Origin of the sequence: [Anoxybacillus] calidus (assembly GCF_013760845.1) — a bacterium.
GTDB lineage: Bacteria > Bacillota > Bacilli > Bacillales > Anoxybacillaceae > Paranoxybacillus > Paranoxybacillus calidus.
The window spans coordinates 283,494-303,357 of sequence record NZ_JACDUU010000002.1 but is presented as its reverse complement, the minus strand read 5'-3'; the positions used below and the strand labels follow the sequence as shown (position 1 = coordinate 303,357).

The 19,864-nt window shown below is 35.9% G+C and carries 18 protein-coding genes; 7 read left to right on the top strand and 11 right to left on the bottom strand.

Annotated features, from left to right (window positions below; genetic code table 11):
- Nucleotides 1-141: 141 nt before the first annotated feature.
- The 3 genes from HNQ85_RS05770 to HNQ85_RS05760 are packed head-to-tail and all read right to left on the bottom strand — an operon-like array spanning nucleotide 142 to nucleotide 3,719.
- Complete coding sequence (locus HNQ85_RS05770; protein WP_181536811.1) at nucleotides 142-1,815, bottom strand: acyl-CoA dehydrogenase family protein; 1,674 nt, start codon at nucleotides 1,813-1,815, stop codon at nucleotides 142-144.
- Nucleotides 1,793-3,328, bottom strand: a complete 1,536-nt coding sequence (locus tag HNQ85_RS05765; protein ID WP_181536810.1) for a class I adenylate-forming enzyme family protein — start codon at nucleotides 3,326-3,328, stop codon at nucleotides 1,793-1,795. Before HNQ85_RS05765 ends, HNQ85_RS05770 begins: the two co-directional genes overlap by 23 nt.
- Nucleotide 3,329: 1 nt before the next feature.
- Nucleotides 3,330-3,719, bottom strand: coding sequence for a MerR family transcriptional regulator (locus HNQ85_RS05760; protein ID WP_181536809.1), 390 nt, complete (start codon nucleotides 3,717-3,719; stop codon nucleotides 3,330-3,332).
- Nucleotides 3,720-4,140: 421 nt separating this feature from the next.
- On the opposite strand from HNQ85_RS05760, the gene HNQ85_RS05755 reads away from it, so the two are divergent.
- The 3 genes from HNQ85_RS05755 (at nucleotide 4,141) to HNQ85_RS05745 (ending at nucleotide 7,756) form a co-directional block, all read left to right on the top strand.
- Nucleotides 4,141-5,787, top strand: coding sequence for an alkaline phosphatase (locus tag HNQ85_RS05755; protein WP_181536808.1), 1,647 nt, complete (start codon nucleotides 4,141-4,143; stop codon nucleotides 5,785-5,787).
- A gap of 716 nt (nucleotides 5,788-6,503) precedes the next feature.
- Complete coding sequence (locus HNQ85_RS05750) at nucleotides 6,504-6,689, top strand: hypothetical protein (protein WP_181536807.1); 186 nt, start codon at nucleotides 6,504-6,506, stop codon at nucleotides 6,687-6,689.
- Nucleotides 6,690-7,036: 347 nt separating this feature from the next.
- A complete protein-coding gene (locus HNQ85_RS05745) occupies nucleotides 7,037-7,756 on the top strand; it encodes a polysaccharide deacetylase family protein (RefSeq protein WP_181536806.1) in 720 nt (239 codons plus the stop codon).
- Between the two features lie 199 nt (nucleotides 7,757-7,955).
- Here the strand turns inward: HNQ85_RS05745 and HNQ85_RS05740 are convergent, their stop codons facing one another.
- Nucleotides 7,956-8,852, bottom strand: a complete 897-nt coding sequence (locus HNQ85_RS05740) for a CPBP family intramembrane glutamic endopeptidase (protein ID WP_181536805.1) — start codon at nucleotides 8,850-8,852, stop codon at nucleotides 7,956-7,958.
- Between the two features lie 151 nt (nucleotides 8,853-9,003).
- Nucleotides 9,004-9,597, bottom strand: a complete 594-nt coding sequence (locus HNQ85_RS05735; protein ID WP_181536804.1) for a hypothetical protein — start codon at nucleotides 9,595-9,597, stop codon at nucleotides 9,004-9,006.
- Between the two features lie 669 nt (nucleotides 9,598-10,266).
- Between HNQ85_RS05735 and HNQ85_RS05730 the strand changes: the two genes are divergently transcribed.
- Nucleotides 10,267-10,512 (top strand): WGxxGxxG family protein, encoded by a 246-nt coding sequence (locus HNQ85_RS05730; protein WP_181536803.1) that lies wholly within the window; start codon nucleotides 10,267-10,269, stop codon nucleotides 10,510-10,512.
- 253 nt (nucleotides 10,513-10,765) lie between these two features.
- Here HNQ85_RS05730 and HNQ85_RS05725 read toward each other — a convergent pair whose 3' ends face one another.
- The 4 genes from HNQ85_RS05725 to HNQ85_RS05710 all read right to left on the bottom strand — a co-directional run bounded on the left by HNQ85_RS05725 (nucleotide 10,766) and on the right by HNQ85_RS05710 (nucleotide 13,970).
- The gene (locus HNQ85_RS05725) at nucleotides 10,766-11,278 is read right to left on the bottom strand and encodes a DUF3231 family protein (protein ID WP_181536802.1); all 513 of its coding nucleotides are present in this window, start codon (nucleotides 11,276-11,278) and stop codon (nucleotides 10,766-10,768) included.
- Between the two features lie 222 nt (nucleotides 11,279-11,500).
- Nucleotides 11,501-11,632 carry an ArpU family phage packaging/lysis transcriptional regulator gene (locus HNQ85_RS05720; protein ID WP_181536801.1) on the bottom strand — a complete coding sequence of 44 codons (132 nt, stop codon included), beginning with the start codon at nucleotides 11,630-11,632 and terminating at the stop codon, nucleotides 11,501-11,503.
- Nucleotides 11,633-11,792: 160 nt separating this feature from the next.
- A complete protein-coding gene (locus HNQ85_RS05715; protein ID WP_181536800.1) occupies nucleotides 11,793-13,616 on the bottom strand; it encodes an APC family permease in 1,824 nt (607 codons plus the stop codon).
- Nucleotides 13,617-13,769: 153 nt separating this feature from the next.
- Entirely contained in the window at nucleotides 13,770-13,970 is a 201-nt protein-coding gene (locus tag HNQ85_RS05710; RefSeq protein WP_246326787.1) for a site-specific integrase, read from the bottom strand.
- Nucleotides 13,971-15,180: 1,210 nt separating this feature from the next.
- Here HNQ85_RS05710 and HNQ85_RS05705 point away from each other — a divergent pair.
- From HNQ85_RS05705 to HNQ85_RS05695, 3 genes are all read left to right on the top strand, one after another.
- Entirely contained in the window at nucleotides 15,181-15,285 is a 105-nt protein-coding gene (locus HNQ85_RS05705; RefSeq protein WP_181536799.1) for a YjcZ family sporulation protein, read from the top strand.
- Nucleotides 15,286-15,582: 297 nt separating this feature from the next.
- Nucleotides 15,583-16,287: a DUF421 domain-containing protein gene (locus HNQ85_RS05700; protein ID WP_181536798.1), complete on the top strand. Its 705-nt coding sequence runs from the start codon at nucleotides 15,583-15,585 to the stop codon at nucleotides 16,285-16,287.
- 591 nt (nucleotides 16,288-16,878) lie between these two features.
- Entirely contained in the window at nucleotides 16,879-16,989 is a 111-nt protein-coding gene (locus HNQ85_RS05695) for a YjcZ family sporulation protein (RefSeq protein ID WP_181536797.1), read from the top strand.
- Between the two features lie 653 nt (nucleotides 16,990-17,642).
- Here HNQ85_RS05695 and HNQ85_RS05690 read toward each other — a convergent pair.
- Both HNQ85_RS05690 and HNQ85_RS05685 read right to left on the bottom strand, forming a co-directional pair.
- Complete coding sequence (locus HNQ85_RS05690; RefSeq protein WP_181536796.1) at nucleotides 17,643-18,599, bottom strand: alpha/beta fold hydrolase; 957 nt, start codon at nucleotides 18,597-18,599, stop codon at nucleotides 17,643-17,645.
- A gap of 325 nt (nucleotides 18,600-18,924) precedes the next feature.
- Nucleotides 18,925-19,824 (bottom strand): CPBP family intramembrane glutamic endopeptidase, encoded by a 900-nt coding sequence (locus HNQ85_RS05685; protein ID WP_181536795.1) that lies wholly within the window; start codon nucleotides 19,822-19,824, stop codon nucleotides 18,925-18,927.
- Nucleotides 19,825-19,864: the final 40 nt, after the last annotated feature.

Below are 19,864 nucleotides of genomic sequence, written 5' to 3'. Positions count from 1 at the left end.
AATCCTTTTTATTACATTTAAAAATCTAAGGGCCGACCCATAAAAAGTGTCTGACCTCAAGCGCCACCTACAGTTATGGGGTCTGACACTTGGCTTTTGGGTCAGCCTCGAGATTTTAGAAATATGATTAAATTTTGCCGCTTACACGCTTAGCTTGTTTTTTTCATTCATTAACAAATCAAAGTACTTTAGAGGTAACATTTCTTCGTCAATGGTCTCTTTATTCCAAATGTGCTGTAAGAAAAGACGGGCAATGATTTCTTTCCTTTCGCCTCCTAATTCCGCATCTTTTAAAGCAATAATGCTTAAGTAAATATCACACATCCTATTAGCCATTCTCTTTGCATGATAGATTTGCACTTCTTCCGATTGTCTGCCTAATTTCTTCAAGAAAGAAGCTAGTTCTTTCAGTCCTTTTTCTACAGGAGCGATAAAAGAACGAACATGATTAGAAAGTTTATTTAGTTCATCGTTCATGGATTGGATAAATGTGTCATGAACATTGAACTTGCGAATGAGACGCAATACTTCTAAGCCTAAAATATTCGCAGTTCCTTCCCAAACGGTTAATACTTGCGCGTCGCGAAGCAACCGTGGCGTCACAAAATCCTCAATATATCCATTTCCTCCATGCATTTCAATTGCTTCATGGGCAAAGGAAATCGCTTCTTCTGCCGTGCGCATCTTTAACAAAGCAATTAATAAACGATTCCACGCTTTTTCCATCTCGGAAGCACTTTTCGGCTCGTTCATGACTCGGTCAAAAAAGGAAATCAATGCAAAACAAGCGCTTGTTTGCACTTCTTGCCTTACCGCTAAGTTCGCTAACGTTTCTTTTACCATAGGATATGATGCAAGCGGATTTCCAAAAGCTGTTCTATTGTATGCATATTGCTTTGCTTCATCAAACGCCCGTTTCATTATTCCAATCGAAGCAACAGCATTGCACACTCTTGAAAGGTTCAATGCTTCCATCATGTAGTAGAAACCTTTTTTCGCATCGCCAATCAAATACGCTTTCGCTCCTTCAAAAACGACTTCCGCAGACGGTACCGCTCTAACTCCTAATTTATCTTTTAAGCGACGGATTTGAATCCCATTGAGCGTTCCATCCTCGTTGCGCCATGGAACAAGAAATAGACTAAGACCTTTCGTGCCTGCCTGACTTCCCTCAATGCGCGCAAGTACAGTTGCCACCCCGCACATTCCGGCATTACTTGCAAAATATTTTTCACCGTAAATTTTATAATGATCACCGCATGGCACCGCTCGCACTTCATTAGCACCAACATCCGAGCCGCCTTGACGCTCGGTCAAAAATGTCGCTCCCTCATACAATTCTATTTCCCCAGTTGAAATCACATGCGGCAAATATTTTTTCTTCAGTTCTTCGTCTGCAAAGTGCTCAAGCAAATACGCCGTCGCCATCGTTAACGTCACCGGACAATAAAATCCCGGCTCTACTTGTGACAAAAGATATCCTTGCGCATAGGAGTACACATAATTTCCTTTCCGTCCAAGTTCAGGAATTTCCTTATGGACATAGCCGACAATTCCCGTCTTGTATGTTTGCTCAACCGTTTTCTTATACCCTTCATTCACCCAAACTTCAGAAATATCGTTACCAAAGCGGTCATACTTGATTAAACGCGGCTGTCCTTCCCGATCAGTATGTACTGCCCTCCTGTCGATCTCGGTCATACAAAGCCGCCAAAATTGTTCCAACTTTTCTTCCGCATATTGATAAAGCTCTTCATCCAAATATTTTTTTAAATTAAATAATAAATTCGGATCAGCCTCGCGCAACGATTTCATTGTTGATCCCCCTGTTCTTTAATGCTTGTTTTAAAATTTTGCCAGTAGCGTTTCTTGGCAACTCCGCAATGGCTTCATAAAGTCTTGGAATTTTATAATCAGCGATTTTCCCTTCTAGAAAACGTTTACATTCTTGTTTAAGATTTTCGATGGGCTTTGAAATTACAACGAACGCTTTTACCGTTTCTCCCCATTCTGGATGAGGAACTCCGACGACTGCTACATCGGCAATCGAAGGGTGTTGTCTTAGCGCATCTTCCACTTCCTTTGGATAAATATTGACACCACCAGAAATAATCATGTCTTTTTTTCGATCGACCATCCATAGATACCCATCTTCATCACGGCGTGCTAAATCTCCTGTATAAAGCCAACCATCCTTGACCGTTTCTGCTGTATTTTCTTCATCTTTGTAATAACCTTTCATCGTTCCTTCGCCGGATAAAATGAGTTCCCCTACTTCACCAACAGGAACTTCACGTCCATGGTCATCGACAATTTTCACTTCACAATTCAGCGCTGCCTGCCTGCCGATGCTTCCAGCTTTGATCGCATGCTCTTCTGGGGAAAGATATGTTCCATTTGGTCCAGCTTCCGTTAACCCATATACGCACATGAGACGATTGGTACGAAATTTTTCCTGAATGAATTTCACTTCGTTCGTTGAAAGAGGTGCTCCACCGTATACCCAATACTTCACTGATGTAAGATCGTAGTGGTGAATGTGCGGATGTTTTGCGGTTAATAAGTAGGCAACTGGTGCTCCGAAGAAGTGAGTAATTTGGTGCTTGGCGGTTAATCCAAGAAGTACTTCTGGAGAAAACGTTGGTGATAAGACGTGTGTAGCCCCTACATACATCCCAGCAATAAAAAACAAATGAAGCGGTGCTGAGTGGCTGAGCGGCATCATATGTAATATTCGACTTTTTGCATCCATTTTTGTTTCAAGTGCCATCATCACAGCCACCGCTAAAATGTTACGATACGTAAATAACACGCCTTTAGGACGTCCTGTCGTTCCTGAAGTGTACAAAATGGCTGCTTCATCATCTTCATCTAACGTGCAGACAATAGATTTAGACGTTCCTTTTTCTAGTAGTTGCGCAAATGACAGCCATCCGTCTTGTTCATCTCCTGTTTTGATCCATAAAATGTTGTTATCGGCAACGAGAGATTGTAACGCTTTATAAATACAATCGTAGGCAATAAGCGCTTTTGCTTCACTATGATGAATGATGTACTTCACTTCTTCCGCCGTCAATCTTGCGTTAATCGGCACAACGATGGCTCCCAAACGGAGGACGGCGAAGTAGGAAATGATAAATTCTTGTGTATTTGGCATATAAAGAATCACTTTATCTCCCGTTTGAATTCCTAGTCTCGCTAAACTCGAAGCTAAGCGATTGACGCTATCATCAAGCTCGGCATACGTAAGCGCTGTTTCTCCTTCTATGATTACTTCCTTGTCCGGAAACTTTCGGGCGTTGCGGGCAAGCAACTCGGAGATATTCATGTTACTCCTCCTTCTCCTTCCATTCTTTAAGCCGCTGTTTAAAATTTTTTAAAATCGCTTCCATATCATGTTTTAACTGCATCAAATCTTCTATTTTTTCATTCACCTCCTTTAATTTTTGTTCCCCATATTCGATTGTTTTTTCGAGTTGCTTCTTCCCTGTTCTATCTTTATCAAACAACTGAATCATTTCTTGAATTTCTTCTAACGAAAAACCGAATCGTTTGCCGCGGAGAATGAGCTTTAATACAGCGCGATCTTTTTTGGAGTAAATCCGCTGTCCCGTCTCCGTTCGAATCGGCGTGATGAATCCTCTTTCCTCGTAATACCGTATCGTTCGTGTGCTTATGTCAAACTCTTGAGACAACTGCGAGATTGTATAGTAAGTCATGTTTTTCACCCGTTACAAGGCCATTTTTTACTTAATTATACCTTACGTTTACGTTAACGTAAATGATATTTTAAGAAAATTCAAAATTACATAAAAATAAAAATCACCCAGATTCATCCTGTTATTTTTATAAATGGTCCCGTTTGTAATAAAATAGATCAAATTACATTTAAGGTGAGAACGATGGAAAAAACGTGTAATCTTGTCAAAATGGACTACAAAATTACAGGATACATATCTCTCAATCGACTATCATTCTTTTCTTCCATATTAGGTTATAGTTCATTCATTTTAAATAAAGGGATTTTATTCTTATATTTCAAACTTTTTACAAACCATTAACCCATTAGAAAAATTTGATTAACAAATAGCGTCTATGATAAATGTAAGAACAACTATTTCATTAGAGGAGGGAATCGCTTTGCGTCATCTTAGTCAAAAGATCCTTAGTTTAGCATTAGTAGGTTCACTTGCGGTCGTTTTTTTGAATTTTGCTATTGTGGAGCGTGGAGGAGCGAAGAAAGAGCAGAAACCAGTAAAAAATGTCATTATGATGGTGATGGATGGAACAAGTGCCGGAGCGACTACATTAGCAAGATGGTATAAAGGAGAACCACTAGCATTAGACGAAATGGCTAGTGGAGCAGTAAGAACGTATTCTGCGGAGTCAGCCATTACCGATTCAGCACCTGCTGCTACTGCTTTAGCAACCGGATTTAAATCGAACGATAAATATATCGGAATACTCCCAAGCGTTGTTACATCCCCTGGCCTTCAACCTATTCCGAAAGACGAGGCAATGAAACCAGTTGCAAACGTGCTAGAAGGAGCAAAATTAATGGGAAAATCAACAGGCATTATCGCTACATCAGCGATTCAGCACGCCACCCCCGCCGGCTTTTCTGCACATGTAACCCATCGAAACCTTTTTGAAGAAATTGCCGAACAACAAGTATATCAAAATATAGATGTTGTTCTCGGCGGCGGAAAAGACGCCTTAATTCCAGGTGATGGGAAAAACAATCGAAAAGACAAAGAAAATATGCTAGAAGTGATTGAAGAAAAAGGGTACGATATCGTAGAAACGCGTGAACAATTGTTTCGTTCAAAATCCGATAAAATCTGGGGTGTCTTTGCAAACGATGCTCTTGCTCAACATATGAACCGTCCTTATACAAGACCAAATGAACCAACATTAGCGGAAATGACGAAAAAAGCGCTGCAAACCCTCTCTAAGGACAAGGATGGATTCTTCTTATTTGTCGAAGGAAGCCAACCAGACTGGGCTGCGCACGCAAACGACCCGGTCGGAATCATTAGCGAAGTGCTAGCATTTGACGATGCAGTAGAAGAAGCTGTTGCGTTTGCAAAGAAAAACAGAGATACACTTGTCATTGCAGTAAGCGACCACGGCAACAGCGGTATTACAATCGGAAATCGTAACACTGATCAATCATATCCTGAAACCCCAGTTTCCGCATATATTGACCCACTTAAGAAAGCAAAAATGACGTTAGAAGGTGCGGTAAGTCAATTAAAAGAAGATCAGTCTAATCTCGAAGAAGTGGCACGATTATATGGATTGGACGATTTATCTGCTGAGGAAAAGCAAAAATTAGTTGAGTCTACTAATATGAAGAAAACATTAGCAGAACTACTGGCCGCCCGTGCAAATCTTGGATTCACAACAGGCGGCCATACAGGAGAAGATGTGTTTTTATACTCATATGGTCCAAACCGTCCGATTGGCACATTTGAAAATAGCGACTTAGCCCGCATCATGGCAAAAGCAATGGGGTTTAGTTTAACTGAATTAAACAAACGCTTATTTGTTGATGCAGAAAAAGAATTCCAAAAAATAGGCGCAACAGTCGATATTGACCGAACAGATGAAAAAAATCTTGCCCTCGTTGTCAAAAAAGGAAGCACAATCGCAAAATTTCCTGTCAATAAAAACATCATGATCATCAATGATAAAACATATGAACTAGAGGGAATTGTTATCTACAGCGCGAACAAATTTTGGATACCAAATCAGGCAGTAAAAATGTTAAAACAAGCGAAATAAGCCTCTACACACTTAAGGCGCACCGGACATCCGTCGCGCCTTCAATTTTTATATTGTTGAATCTTTTTTTCCTTCAAGATATCTGTGTATGTTCTCCAAACTTTCAAAAACGGTAGTTAGCCTAATCTAGTCCATCCGTTACGACCCGTTTGTCGAATGATTTTATTCTATTCTTTTTTCCTTTTACCTCCAAAATTGCTGGCGCTTTTGTTATTTATATAAACTATTCAGATTGGATCTAACAATGATGATATTCTTGGGAATTTTGGTTTTTTAAAGTCTATTTCTAATGATCCAAATCATTTGCTCAGTTGATCTATGTAACTTGACATACTTTTTACTATGATCATCAGGACCTTGAGCTGACAAAAAGATGGCTTTCTGTCACGTTATTCAGCTAGTAAGTACAGCTTATGTAAAAAATCTATTAAACTTGGACATGCTGATACTACTACTCTAAAAAAGGTGTTTGGTTGGTATAAAAATTTATTCAAATGAAAGCATGATCATCCTGTTATCTTTCCACCCTTCAATCATCATCAGAACTATTCGGTTGTGAATGTATCACCCTGATTTTATTGCTTATTCAACAGATTCTTCATCTTCATCTATATCATTCCACTAAAAAAGCATCGAAAAACGGATACCTTAAAATATTCATTCATGAACCACTTCTCTCGCCAGTGAATATGTTGTTATTGAAAGGAGGAAGAAGCATGGATAAATTCGTGTTCTTGTTCTTAGCTTGCATCCTTGCTGGGTTTGCACTAATAAAACTTCCTTTAGCCGGTTCACCTTTAGCTAGTATAGAACCAATAACGTTCTTCATTGGGATTTTAACTATTCTTGTTTTTTCATTAGTCCTTATATTTAAAGGAATAATGGCCCTAGCAGGTAAATAACTTTATGGAGGCTGACCTAAAAGCAAAGTATCAGACCCCACAACACAATATATAAAACATCACATTAGATAAATGGACTTATATATTGTGGAATACGCATGAGGTCAGACACTTATGGGTCAGCCACTGTTTTTCGAATATTCATCTAGTACATAAAACCTCTTTCACCTCCCTCCATTTAGAGATGAGAGACTCCTAAAAAATGTTAATAATATTTAAAAATCAACCTGCAACAAATAACCATTGAAAAAGAACGGATCAAACATAGATGAAATTACTATTCTTTAGAAAGTTCTTATTATAAAATTCATTAGTGTAGACATAAACAGAACAAGGAGTAAATAATGATGAAAAAGTTCTTAATCATATTCATCGTGTCGATTTTATCTTTAATTACACTAGGTTACAGCTTATTAGAAGTAATAAACTCTAGAAGTTTCCAATTTTTTGGGGGGATTGTTAGAAAAGTAGATACAAAAGAAAAAGTCGTAGCTCTTACCTTTGATGATGGTCCAACCAAAAAAACGGATGAAGTTCTAAAGATTCTTGAAAAAGTAGACATAAAAGCAACTTTTTTCTTAACTGGTCAGGAAATCGAAAAAAATTTCGAAGAAGCAAAAAAAATTGTTGATGCAGGACATGAACTTGGTAATCACTCTTATTCCCATCAACGAATGATTTTCAAATCACCTCATTTTATTAAAAATGAAATTGAGCATACTGATAAACTTATACGTAAAGCTGGTTATGAAGGAACTATTCAATTTAGACCACCAAATGGAAAAAAGTTAATCGTATTACCTTATTATTTAAAAAAGCATAATAGAAAAACCATTCTTTGGAACATTGAACCTGACTCTTATCCAGAAATTGCGTCTGATTCAAAGAAAATGATCGAACACGTAACGAAAAAGATTGAACCGGGTTCGATTATCCTTTTGCACGTTATGTATGAAAGCCGTAAAGAGTCATTAGAATCCATTGAAGGAATTGTAACGGAATTAAAAGAAAAAGGGTATACATTTAAAACTGTTTCGGAACTACTTGACTATGAAGAGATGAATTAATATTTACTTTTTTGTTTTACATTAGAACCGACATGATATGTATATGGTAAAAATGAATGGAATGAACTTGATTGAGCTAACGAAGGCGCTTGCTGCATAAGACTGACAAAAAAGACCGATTTTTAATCTAAAAATTCCCTAAAAAATAAAGGTAAGCACATATTAGTCATGTTCAATATGTTTGCTTACCTTTTATTCGTTATTTCACTATATTGCTTTTTTTATTATGATAATGAATAACTATAATAAAAAGCAGAGTAGATGTAATAATCGAATAAATCGTAGAAAGCATACCATCTACATTGGTTAAAACGAATAAAGAAGGAATGTTTTGGTATGAACTATTTTCATATGTTAAAAAGATACATAAAAACATATTGTTAGCAGCATGAGCACCAATGGTGAATTCAGCACTATTGGTTCGAATAGTGATGTATGTCCATATGAATCCAGTGAAAATATAATCTATTCCTACCCATAATGCTTCATTTGACATCTCAGGGTTACCAAAATGTAACGATCCAAAGATTAATCCTACGATCGTGGCTAGTAAAATTGGTTGTTTGATTCGTTTTCCTATCCATTGCAGTAAAAATCCTCTGAAAAATAACTCTTCTGAAGTAGTTTGAATAGGAACAAGGAAAATAGCAGCCACTAATAACCAAATAAAGCGAGATGTATCAAAATCATTCCATTTATAATCTTCAGGAAACAAAATAAAATCAACAATTTGACTGATAGATAATAGTCCGAAAAAGACAATAAATCCAAAAAATACCCGTTTCCAATTGATTTTTTGATAAGGAGTAATAAATGAAATTAGTGAACGTTTATGTATGGTTTTTGCCGAAATCCATATACCCAAAATCCAAAAAACATTAGTAATATGAGATAAAAACAAATCTACCAATGAATCTTTAAGTATCAATTTTTCTAAATCTACTATTTTTGGATTTATACTGTCTGTAATCAGAATAGAAAATATATACATAACACCTCCGATTACTATCATAAACAATAAAATGAATAAAAAAGAAGAAAAATAACGAATATGACTATTTTTTCCTAATTCAGGATAAATAAAATTGGACTTCATATCCTCACCCCTTCTAATGTAATTCATCCATTATGTATGTATTGAACATAGTATCCTCATATTTAATTGATTTCAGTCTTTTTTGTAGTCTAAAATCAACACGGAAATATAAAAGAGCTGTAACAATGAATACTCTAAATCTTGAATTTCGTCATGGTTCATTCTTAATAACTTGTTTTGATAAGGAATCTAATAACTCTTTATTATTTTTTTGCAAAAATTCATTTATCATTTTCATCTCATTAAGAACTCTATTCGTTCCGACATCGGATAGAAACCAGCTTTCTTTATTTATCCCTCTTTTATCCTCTATGGGTAGTACGTCAAGCAACATATTATCTTCTGCATAAGCTGAGGCAATAAGAAAAAATCTCCTACAAAAGAAAGACTTACCCGCTAAAAGAATTTTTTGATCCTCTTTGTGATTTAATTGTAGCATTGCATTTTTGATCACATCGTTTGCTGTATATGCTTCACCTTCTATTGGAAGAATGATGTCTTTTGGAATCCCCCTATCAATTAATATATTCTTGTGATAATGGTACTCATTTTGATTTAGGAAGCCATTATGTACATTCGGAATCATGATTTTCTTGAAAGGCTCATCAATATATAAACGGGAAATATCATTATTTAATTCCGGGAAATGACCAGGATGGTATAAAACTACATCAGCTTCTTTATACAGATGTTGTCTCTCTAAAAAGATAAAGTCACTTAGTGATTCGATAAATTGTTGATTCATCATGTCCTCCTCAAACTTAACTTTATTATTATTAATTCTTTAATAATGATGATTATTCCTACTTCAACTAAACTGTCCTTCCAGAAGAAAGCAACACCCTCTTTAACTCATTCAAAACATAAAGGGCTGACTCAAAAGCAAAGTGTCAGGCGTAGTTATGCATCCTTAAAAACGGCTCTTTTATTATTTAGAAAAGAAAAAGCATAGCGCATAGCATAAGAAATAGTTATTTCCGTTTCTGATTCTGTGCCCAGCACCGATCAGCCTACGATTATTGTGATCGTTATATTTTTGCCGCGGGCGCTTTTATTTTTTAGTGATTTTTAGACCACAGAAAAAAGACCGAGATTTCCCGGTCTTTTTGCGTGTCTTATTCAACTATCGCTCCCCGTTAGTGGAATAACAAATTAATCGCCAATCTCTACCTTCATCCATTTGATAATTACTACTTTCCCCTTCTTTTATAGAACGTTCTATGCCTTGTAAATGCGATTGATTTCTCGTTTTTTTACATCTGTAATCAATCGTTACTTCCTTGTTCTTGAAGTAGCGCATTTGTTTTTTGAATAAGTTACCCCTAAAATAGCTCCCTTATTATATTATTACAGAATAATTGTTCTTTTGATTGGACATATTAAAGTTAATAAATATTGAAAGGAGGTAAAAACCTTGTTTAAAAAAATTCTCAATTTATTTTTTGCTCTATCAGTTACAGTCATGCTTTTTGGGGCAGCCGTTTATGCTCAAAATAATAACACTGATATTAATAACAATACAAACAAAATAACTCACATGGCTCAAAATACAGACGTGACTGATAACGATGATGATGACGATACAGATTGGGGTTGGATTGGTTTAGTTGGTTTAGCAGGACTGTTAGGGTTAAGAAGAAGAAATGACAGAAGAGATTAGAACCAGTATATTATTAATAAATTGATCTTTTTCAATTCTAATATACCGAAAAAAGACAAACTCACTCGGTTGAGTTTGTCTTCAAACTAAGGATCCTTTTCTTACTAAGGATCCTTTTCTTATGGGGAAATTTCCTGATGGTTACTTCTTATTAAACTAAACTGCCCGTTAGTTGAACAAGAAAACCTTTAACAGAGTCAAAAAATAAAAGCTTGCGGCATCGCAAGCTTTTATAAACATATTAAAGCTCCTTTTAACAATCCGAACTTTTCAAATTGAGCGGCGGTGGAACAAGCCAACCTTTTTCTTTGTTCATTCTAAGCAATATAGCACCATATTGTGCTTTTTTCATGTGAAATTGACCATACATTAAAGCAATATCTTCCCTGATGCACTGCCCCATAATCGTACTACATGCTACTAAGCCCTCCGCAATATCTTTACTAAGCATTGCAGCGATTTCCGGGTCAGTAAATCTCGCACCTGCAGGAATGTCTTCCAAACACGCTTTTGGCCGTTCTGGCGGTGATGGTGGAAGTGCTATTCCATTTTCTTTTAACAAGTTTTCTGCTTCTTGTATTTCGGGTTTTAAAACGTTTTCAATACTATCCTCAATAAAACGTTTTAAATCTTCATCACCTGTATGGTTGAGTAATGTTTGATACCCAGCTACTAATCCTTTAGCCACTAGTAAATGCGACCATACACCAAATACTTCTCCGTAGTGCATCGGCTCTTCTTTTGGATTACCGCTTAAAATTCCCATAATAGCCCTCCTAAAATAATTCATAATATCACCTTTTCTTTAGCTATTATGGATTGATTGAAATACAATTATGCAAAGAAAAGTAAAGTTTTCAAGTACGAAAACTGCTGGACGATGGTACCCTCAAGAAGTTTGCGTAATGCATAATAAGGTAGATCAACCTTCTCTAGATCTCGAATCGACTGGACAAAATTCATGATGAAATCACTCCACTTTCTTCCTTTATTTGTATACTTCAATTTTGAGAACAAAAGCGGGCTTATAAAACACCCGTGATTTGATGCAATAATATTTCCGCTCGCTCATTCCAAGGTCATTGCAAATTTCGTAATCATATACATCGTCTTCCGTCATATAACGGCGGATGAGAATCGCACGTTTCCATTTTGATAAAAAGAAAAGAGGACACTAATCATACAGAGACAGCCATGCTACTCCGTACGATCAGTGCCCTCGCACTCTCGGCCTTGGACATATTTGGTTTTATTTCTATTTAAGAAAGAACACGTTCCTTCTACTTTTGGAGTCGATAAGGAACTGTTGAGACAATCACATTTTTCTTATATAGAAGATACATTCTCAACAAAATGCTGGATTGATTATGCAAAAAGTTATGCCAGCCCTTTTTCGGTATAAATTGAGGAATCAACACCGTTACTGTATGGTTGCTTTCCTCTGCCTTACCTTCAATGGTATCCACTAACTTGGAAATGGGTGCTATCAGATCGCGATAAGAAGAAATGAGTGTAACAAGGCGAACATCCGGTCTCCATTTCTCCCATTTCTCTTCCATTCGGAGTGCGCTTTCCCGGTCAAATGCCACATATACAGCCACTACATAATCTCCAATGGATTGGGCGTAATTTAAGGAGTGCTCTACTACCTTTGTTATTCCCGCAATAGGTACAATCACGACATTCCCTTCTATTTTGTCCGGAATCTCATTTGGATTGACTCTCAGTTGTTCTGCCACAGCATCATAGTGCTTATGGATTTGATGAAAAATAAATACGATGATCGGAAGAAATACAAGCACAGACCATACTTGAGTAAATTTTGTAATAAAGAAAATGCACAGTACGGTTAATGTAATGATAGCTCCTAGCAAGTTTGTAAGCAGCTTCGGTATCCACCCCGCTGGTTTTTCACGCACCCATTTTACAATCATTCCTGTTTGCGACAAAGTGAAAGGAATGAATACACCAACAGCATATAAAGGTATTAACTGTTCCGTTTGCCCTTTAAAAGCGATAATCAACAAAATAGAAGCAAGACCCAGCGTGATGATTCCGTTCGAATATCCTAAGCGGTCACCGCGCATAAGATACATTCTTGGCATGTATTTATCGGATGCCAGATTATATGCCAGCAGTGGAAATGCAGAAAACCCCGTATTAGCAGCCAATACTAAAATAAGGGCCGTTGTTCCTTGGATAAAGTAATACATAAAGCCTCTTCCAAACACTTCGGAAGCGAGTTGGGAAACAACCGTCTCTTCTGCTTTCGGAGCAATTCCATACCAGTATGCTAAAAAAGTGACTCCTGCAAATAGGATTGCAAGAATGAAACCCATCATCACTAACGTTTTGGCAGCGTTTTTGGCCGCCGGTTCCTTAAAATTTGGAATGGCGTTGGAGATTGCTTCTACCCCTGTCAATGCAGAGCATCCAGAAGCAAATGCCCTCAGTAACAAGAATAGTGTAATTCCAGGCACTGCAGTACCGATAGGTGTATGTAAGGTCGATGGTACTTGCCCATTTATAATATTAAAAATCCCAACACCAATGAGAATAACGAGTGCCAACACAAACAAATAAACAGGATATGCCAAAACAGAAGCAGATTCGGTTACGCCTCTAAGATTAAGAATCGTAATAAACACAACCAGTGCGATAGCAATTCCTACTGTATATTTATGTAAAGTTGGAAATGCGGATGTAATGGCATCCGTTCCCGCGGACACACTTACTGCCACGGTTAGAATATAGTCGACCAGTAAAGAGCCTCCGGCAATGAGACCCGGATTTACACCTAAGTTCGTTTTGGAAACGACGTAAGCTCCGCCTCCATGCGGATAAGAATAAATGATTTGGCGATACGATAAAATAAGGGCCACCAATAGAATAAGAACCCCAATCGCAATAGGAATGGAGTACCAAAATGCAATGACTCCAATCGACGCGAGAACAAGTAAAATCTGTTCCGTACCGTACGCAACCGAAGATAGAGCATCAGAAGATAAAACAGCTAATGCCTTTAATTTGCTCAACTTTTGCTCTCCCAGTTCGGTTGATTTCAACGGTCTGCCGATCAAGAATCGTTTTAATGATGAAAACATATATACACCACCAATATGCAAAATTTCAATGAAATCAATGAAAATATTATCATTTCTCTTAGAAAATGAATAGTCCTTGATTGAATTATTAATATTGCTTACATTCTGATAATTAGTAAAAGGATTAGGTGATAAATGGAATAATAACGAGTCTTAACGAAACAATGCGTGCATTAAATCAGCTCGGTCCATTGAATCTTCGTTAACACCAATATACTTTAATGTCATTGTAGGCGATGGATAGTGACAGATTTCTTGCAGCATTGCCACCTCTTTTGTCTGCTGGTAAAAGTCATAACAGAATGTTTTACAGCGCGTATGCGTTCTGATTTCGTCTAAATGGAGTCGTTCCACACCTGCCTCAGAATTTTATAAGCGATGTTGCTGCTGATGGCTTGTTATATCCATTGTGTATATTCTCCTCCTTCTTTGCCCTCAATATACCATTTGTATTTCTTTTTAATGAAGGAGTCAATCAAGCAGTCCATTGATGTAAAAATTTATCAATTCTAGATTTACATTTTTCGACTTTAATTTACATCAATCGGTAAATTTTTCGTAAACATTGTAAATATTAAACAAAAAAACTCAAATTTTGAAAAATAATGTCGATACAAAAAATGGTTTAATATATGGAGGTGTCATGATTGAAAGATGCAGTTTATTATTTTAGTGAATGGATTCCTTTTTTTATCACCTTGTTATTAGCCATTGTTCTAAGTTATTTACGAGATTAAAGATTTAACCAATCCTGATACGATTTCGGAACTAATTAATCCAATATGAGTCGAATCATCCTAAAGTCTATGCAGAAGGAATACTCCTTTTTCTTGTTATCTCAATTATTTATAGATGTTTAGCTATTGTCATAGGATATAGGCTTGTTGCTGATTTCTATTATTCTGAAAAATGGAAAAAGGTACTACTCTCATTGTCTATTCATAACATCATCCATTTATTTCCTATCCACTTCATTCTTATCACTTATTGTATTTATAATATTGTTTTATGCGTTTTATATGCTTCTTCCATTCAGTCAAGAGCAACAGATCACGTTATCATAAAGCGTGGTCTGTTTTTATTGTTTAATAATCAGTATGTATTTCTTCCATTTCACTTTCTAACATTCCACATTTAGGGCAAAAGCGTTGGCATTGTACCTAGAATTCATTAGACATTGATCCGTTCTTTCTCCCCCCTCTTTATCATAATCATTTTGTTTCTTAAATGTGTTCGTCGACTTTTTCACACCATGCCGTGTAATACTCAAAGAACTCATCTTGATCGTCAAATTCCTTTAAACAGTTAGGGCATTTTCCTCCTTACAAGCTTCTCAATTCGTACATCGCCCCGCCTGTATAGAAAAAGCCTTCTTTCTTGCTGTTCATGCTCATCATTTTCAATGAAAACCAAAAATCGAAAGTTGCTGCACTCTTTCATCGTCCGCTTCAACAAAATGCTAAACTGATTCATCATTTTTTCATTACCTGTACTGTTTGTCTTATACAGGCTCTCTATGTTTTACATAAGATGTACTATCCTTTTAAAAGAGGAGGTGTACAAAATGTCAGATGGCTTTGGAAGAAACTTTGCTTTAATCGTTGTGCTGTTTATCCTTTTAATTATTGTTGGATGTAGTTGTTTCTTTGGCGGTTTTGGCGGTTACTAATCTAGAATCTGTTTAATCGTTTTATAGGACGGATCATATAGATCTGTCCTTTTTTGTATTCATTTATTTTTTCCTTACTTATTGAATAACTAGGGCAACATAATTGCTATTTTGTAGCTTCCTTATTCAGCTAACAGGTATCGTAGCTGAAGAAGTTTCTATAGCTTATGAATTATTATTCAGCTTAATTGTAGTGGTTCTTCAACTATGTAGTTTCATTGTCATAATTCTGGATTTACAGGTAATAATAACCATTAAATCCCTAAATTATAATCAAAACTGAGGACGTGAATGCAGATGGATTTTTTTCATAGTCAGGAATCACTTACTGCTATTCAGTGGATCTTAAGAGCGATTGTTGCTTTTTTCTTTTTACTCTTTGCGGCTAAAATCATGGGGCAACGATCCATTTCTCAGTTAAGATTGCTTGATTTTATACTGGCTTTATTGCTTGGAAACATTATTGCCCATCCTTTGTCTGACGAACAATTAGGACTGAAGGGAGCTATGATAACAATGACGGTATTGATTATTTTATATACCGTTGGTGTATTTTTGAGTCTAGAATGGTACAAATTTAGAAATTGGCTGGAGCCTTCTCCCTTTCCCATTATAAAAAATGGGCAAATCCTTTATAAAAACTTAACCAAAGCAAGAATATCCATTGACTTTCTATTATCCGAATTAAGAAAAGAAAAAATCGAAGATGTTCAAAAAGTTGCTCTTGCATTATGGGAGCCAGATGGTACCATTTCATTTTTTTTAAATCCGCAACATCAAGCGCTAACTCCAGCGGATATGCAATTGATGACAAAACCATTTGCTTTTCCCAGAACGATTATTAAAGAAGGGAAGATTGATTTCAGTGAATTAAATCAAATTGGTAAAGACGAAATGTGGCTGAAAAACAGAATCAAAATAACATACAATGCGGACATAAACGACATTTTGTTAGCAACTATTGATAATAACGATAACATCAAAATCTTTTTGTACAAATAAATGCGAATGACTGTAAAGCGTATTCTATGCACTAAGTATATAAAAAGATGACTTGACACTTAATGAGAGTGAAAAAGGTAACATCTCAGATGATAAAAAATATTGTTTAGAGTACATATATTTGCTCGTCTGATAAACAAACGATCTTTAAAAAATGGTGAATTTACAATCAACCCGCATTTCTTTAAAAAAACTGTATCTATCTTCAACGACCTGCCCGTTAGCTTAATAATTCCCGTAAAATATCTCCTCTTGTTTTAAGAAGAGGAGTTGACAATGCAACATCATGTCTGTTTTTTTATGAAACAAAAGAATAAATGATCCATATTAATACATACACTGATTTTTGCAATAGCCGCTCTCTATTGCAAGGTCAACTACCTAAAGTACACCTCTTATGGATGCTAAAGGTCATTTGGCCTTTAGCTTTTCTATTTATGAATCACAATTACGAAACTGATTCATCGTTTTTTCATTACCTGTACATTCATTTCATTCTTCAAATAAACAAAATTTACACGTTTGTCTTATACGGGCTAGCTATGTTTTGCATAGGATATACTATTCCTTTCAAACAGGAGGTGTACAAAAATGTCAGGTGGCTTTGGCTTTGGAAGACACTTTGCTTTAATTGTTGTGCTGTTTATCCTTTTAATTATTGTTGGATGTAGTTGTTTCTTTGGTGGTTTTGGTGGTTACTAATCTAGAATCCGTCTAAAAGTTTTATAGGACGGATCCTATAGATCTGTCCTTTTTTGTATTCATTTACAACACAATTGCTCTCGTGTTTCCTTAAAACAGAAAATCATCCAGCCATGTGCAGCAAGCTCCTCAGTTTTTTGGATTGTTGCGCCAGCGAGTATATATCTCCTGCAGCAATGCTGCATCTTTCATTCGTTGATAAAAGTGGTGCCATGTGGTCAAATCATAAAAAATAAAGCGCAAAACCTTGATATATCAAGGTTTTGCGCTTATATGTTTACATCACCCGCTTAAAAATCTTCTCCAGTTCATACGTGGAAATATTTTATTTTTTTATATCGTATCATTCGATGTATAAGAGCTTGTAATCTAAAGGTTTTGAGCCAATAGCTTTTCATAATTTATTAAAGTTTTTCAAATGAATGTGGGCATTTGGTGGGCAAAGTGGACAAGAAGCCCGGAGTCTTACTCCGGCTTCTTTTTTTATTCCTCATTGACTGATGAAAAAAGAGCCTACTCAAAGAGAGTAGATCCTAATTAAACTATTCTGGCCCATTTGTTAAATAACAAAGACGATGCCGATGCCCCTTATTTAAGCGTCGCACCCTTTAATGGAATAAAATCATACTGGTAAAATAGTAAAAATCATACTTTCATTTATTAAAAGAAGTTTTTATTTTAGAAATAACATTAATATTGTCCATTACAATTTTTGGATGAAGCTTAGGAATCATATGACCAATATTGGGAATAACCTTATATATGGCATGGGGAATATCTTTCTTCAATCGTTCGGCCTGTTCGATTGTACCAAATGGATCCTCTTCTCCAACTACAATAACTGTGGGAACTGTAATCTCCTTATATTTTTCACATAGATTTTTCGAAGTTTTAGGAAAAGCAAGGACATCCTCTCGATTCGCTCTAAAGTGACTTGGACGAAATCCTAATGCATATACCTCTTCCTTATACCCATCAGGTACCCGTTCAGGTGCAAATGTCTCTTTCACCATGGAAGTTGCCATTCCTTTAGCTAATGGTGTTTTTAATAGTGTTTTTAAAATAATCTTTCCTAAAATAGGTGTTATGACTACTTTAGATAATACATCGCCATGTTCTGTAGGATACCCCTCTTTATACATTGCTCCAGCCAATATTACAATTCCAGCAACCTCATCTGAAAATTGCATAGCATAAGAAAGGGTCATAGTACCACTCCATGAATGTCCAACTAGAATAATAGGTTTGTCGACTCCAAGTTCTTTTAACGCTTTATGAAGAATAGCTGCTTGAGATATTGGAGTGATTTCTACGTCTTTAGGTCTCTCACTATACCCATATCCTGGTCTGTCAAAAGCGATGGCATGATAACCTTGTTTAGCTGCTAATTGAACCACATCTTTAAAGTCCGTACATGAAAGTATTCCCCCATGAAGAAACACTACTGGCTGTCCCGTTCCTTCCGATATGTAATGTAATTTATAATGATCTACTGTTATAAATTTTCCGGCTGGAGGATAGGATTCTTCTGCTTTTTTAAATTGCACCTGATTATAAACGTACAGCACACTAATCATTATAAGAACAATTAATATTACAGAAATGGCCATTTTTGTCTCCCTTTCTTATCGAAAGTTATGGTACTACATGTCTTCCCCTATAAAAAATATTATGCTATTCAACAAGCATATTAGAAGTCCTGTTTACACAACACTTCATGCGAATTTTCATATTGCCGGCACCACTTTTTCCGCTTTTCGTTCCCCACTTGCGATACTTGTCTTGTCATATTAACTATGCAATGTTCCATCGCCATATTACTAGAAGACAGGATAAGACTTATCAAGACCTAAAATCTAACAATCCTTAAAAAATAAAGGTAAGCACATATTAGTCATGTTTAATATGTTTGCTTACCTTTTATTCGTTATTTCACTATATTGCAACAGAGGCTATTTTTTTATTATGATAATGAATAACTATAATAAAAAACAGAGTAGATGTAATAATCGAATAAATAGTAGAAAGCATACCATCTACATTGGTTACGACAAATAAAGAAGGAATGTTTCCCCATACACTGTTTTTCTCTGTTAAAAAGATACCTAAAAACATATTATTCGCAGCATGAGCACCAATAGAGAATTCTGCGCTATTGGTTCGTGCAGTGATGTATGAGAGAATAAAACCAGTGAAAACATAATCTAATCCTACCCAAAATGCTCCATTCGTCATCTCAGGATTGCCAAAATGTAAAGATCCAAAAATCAATCCTACTATCATAGATAATAAAATAGGTTGTTTGATTAGTTTCCCTATCCATTGTAGTAAAAATCCTCTGAAAAATAACTCTTCCGAAGTAGTTTGAATAGGAATCAGAAAAATAACGGCTACTAGTAACCAAATGAAGCGTGAAGTATCAAAATTGTTCCATTGATAATCTTCTGGGTAGAAAAGCATATCGATGATTTGACTAATAAATAATAATGCAAAAAAGACAGCAAATCCAAAAAATACACGTTTCCAGTTGATTTTTTGATAAGGAGTAATAAATGAAATTAGTGAACGTTTATGTATGGTTTTTGCCGAAATCCATATACCCAAAATCCAAAAAACATTAGTAATATGAGATAAAAACAAATCTACCAATGAATCTTTTAGTCTCAAGTTTTCTAAATCTACTATTTTGGGATTTATACTGTCTGTAATCAGAATAGAAAATATATACATACCACCTCCGATTACTATCATAAACAATAAAATTAATAAAAAAGAAGAAAAATAACGAATATGACTATTTTCTCCTAATTCAGGAAGAATAAAACTTGGCTTCATATACTCACTCCTTCTAATATAATTCATCCATTATGCATGT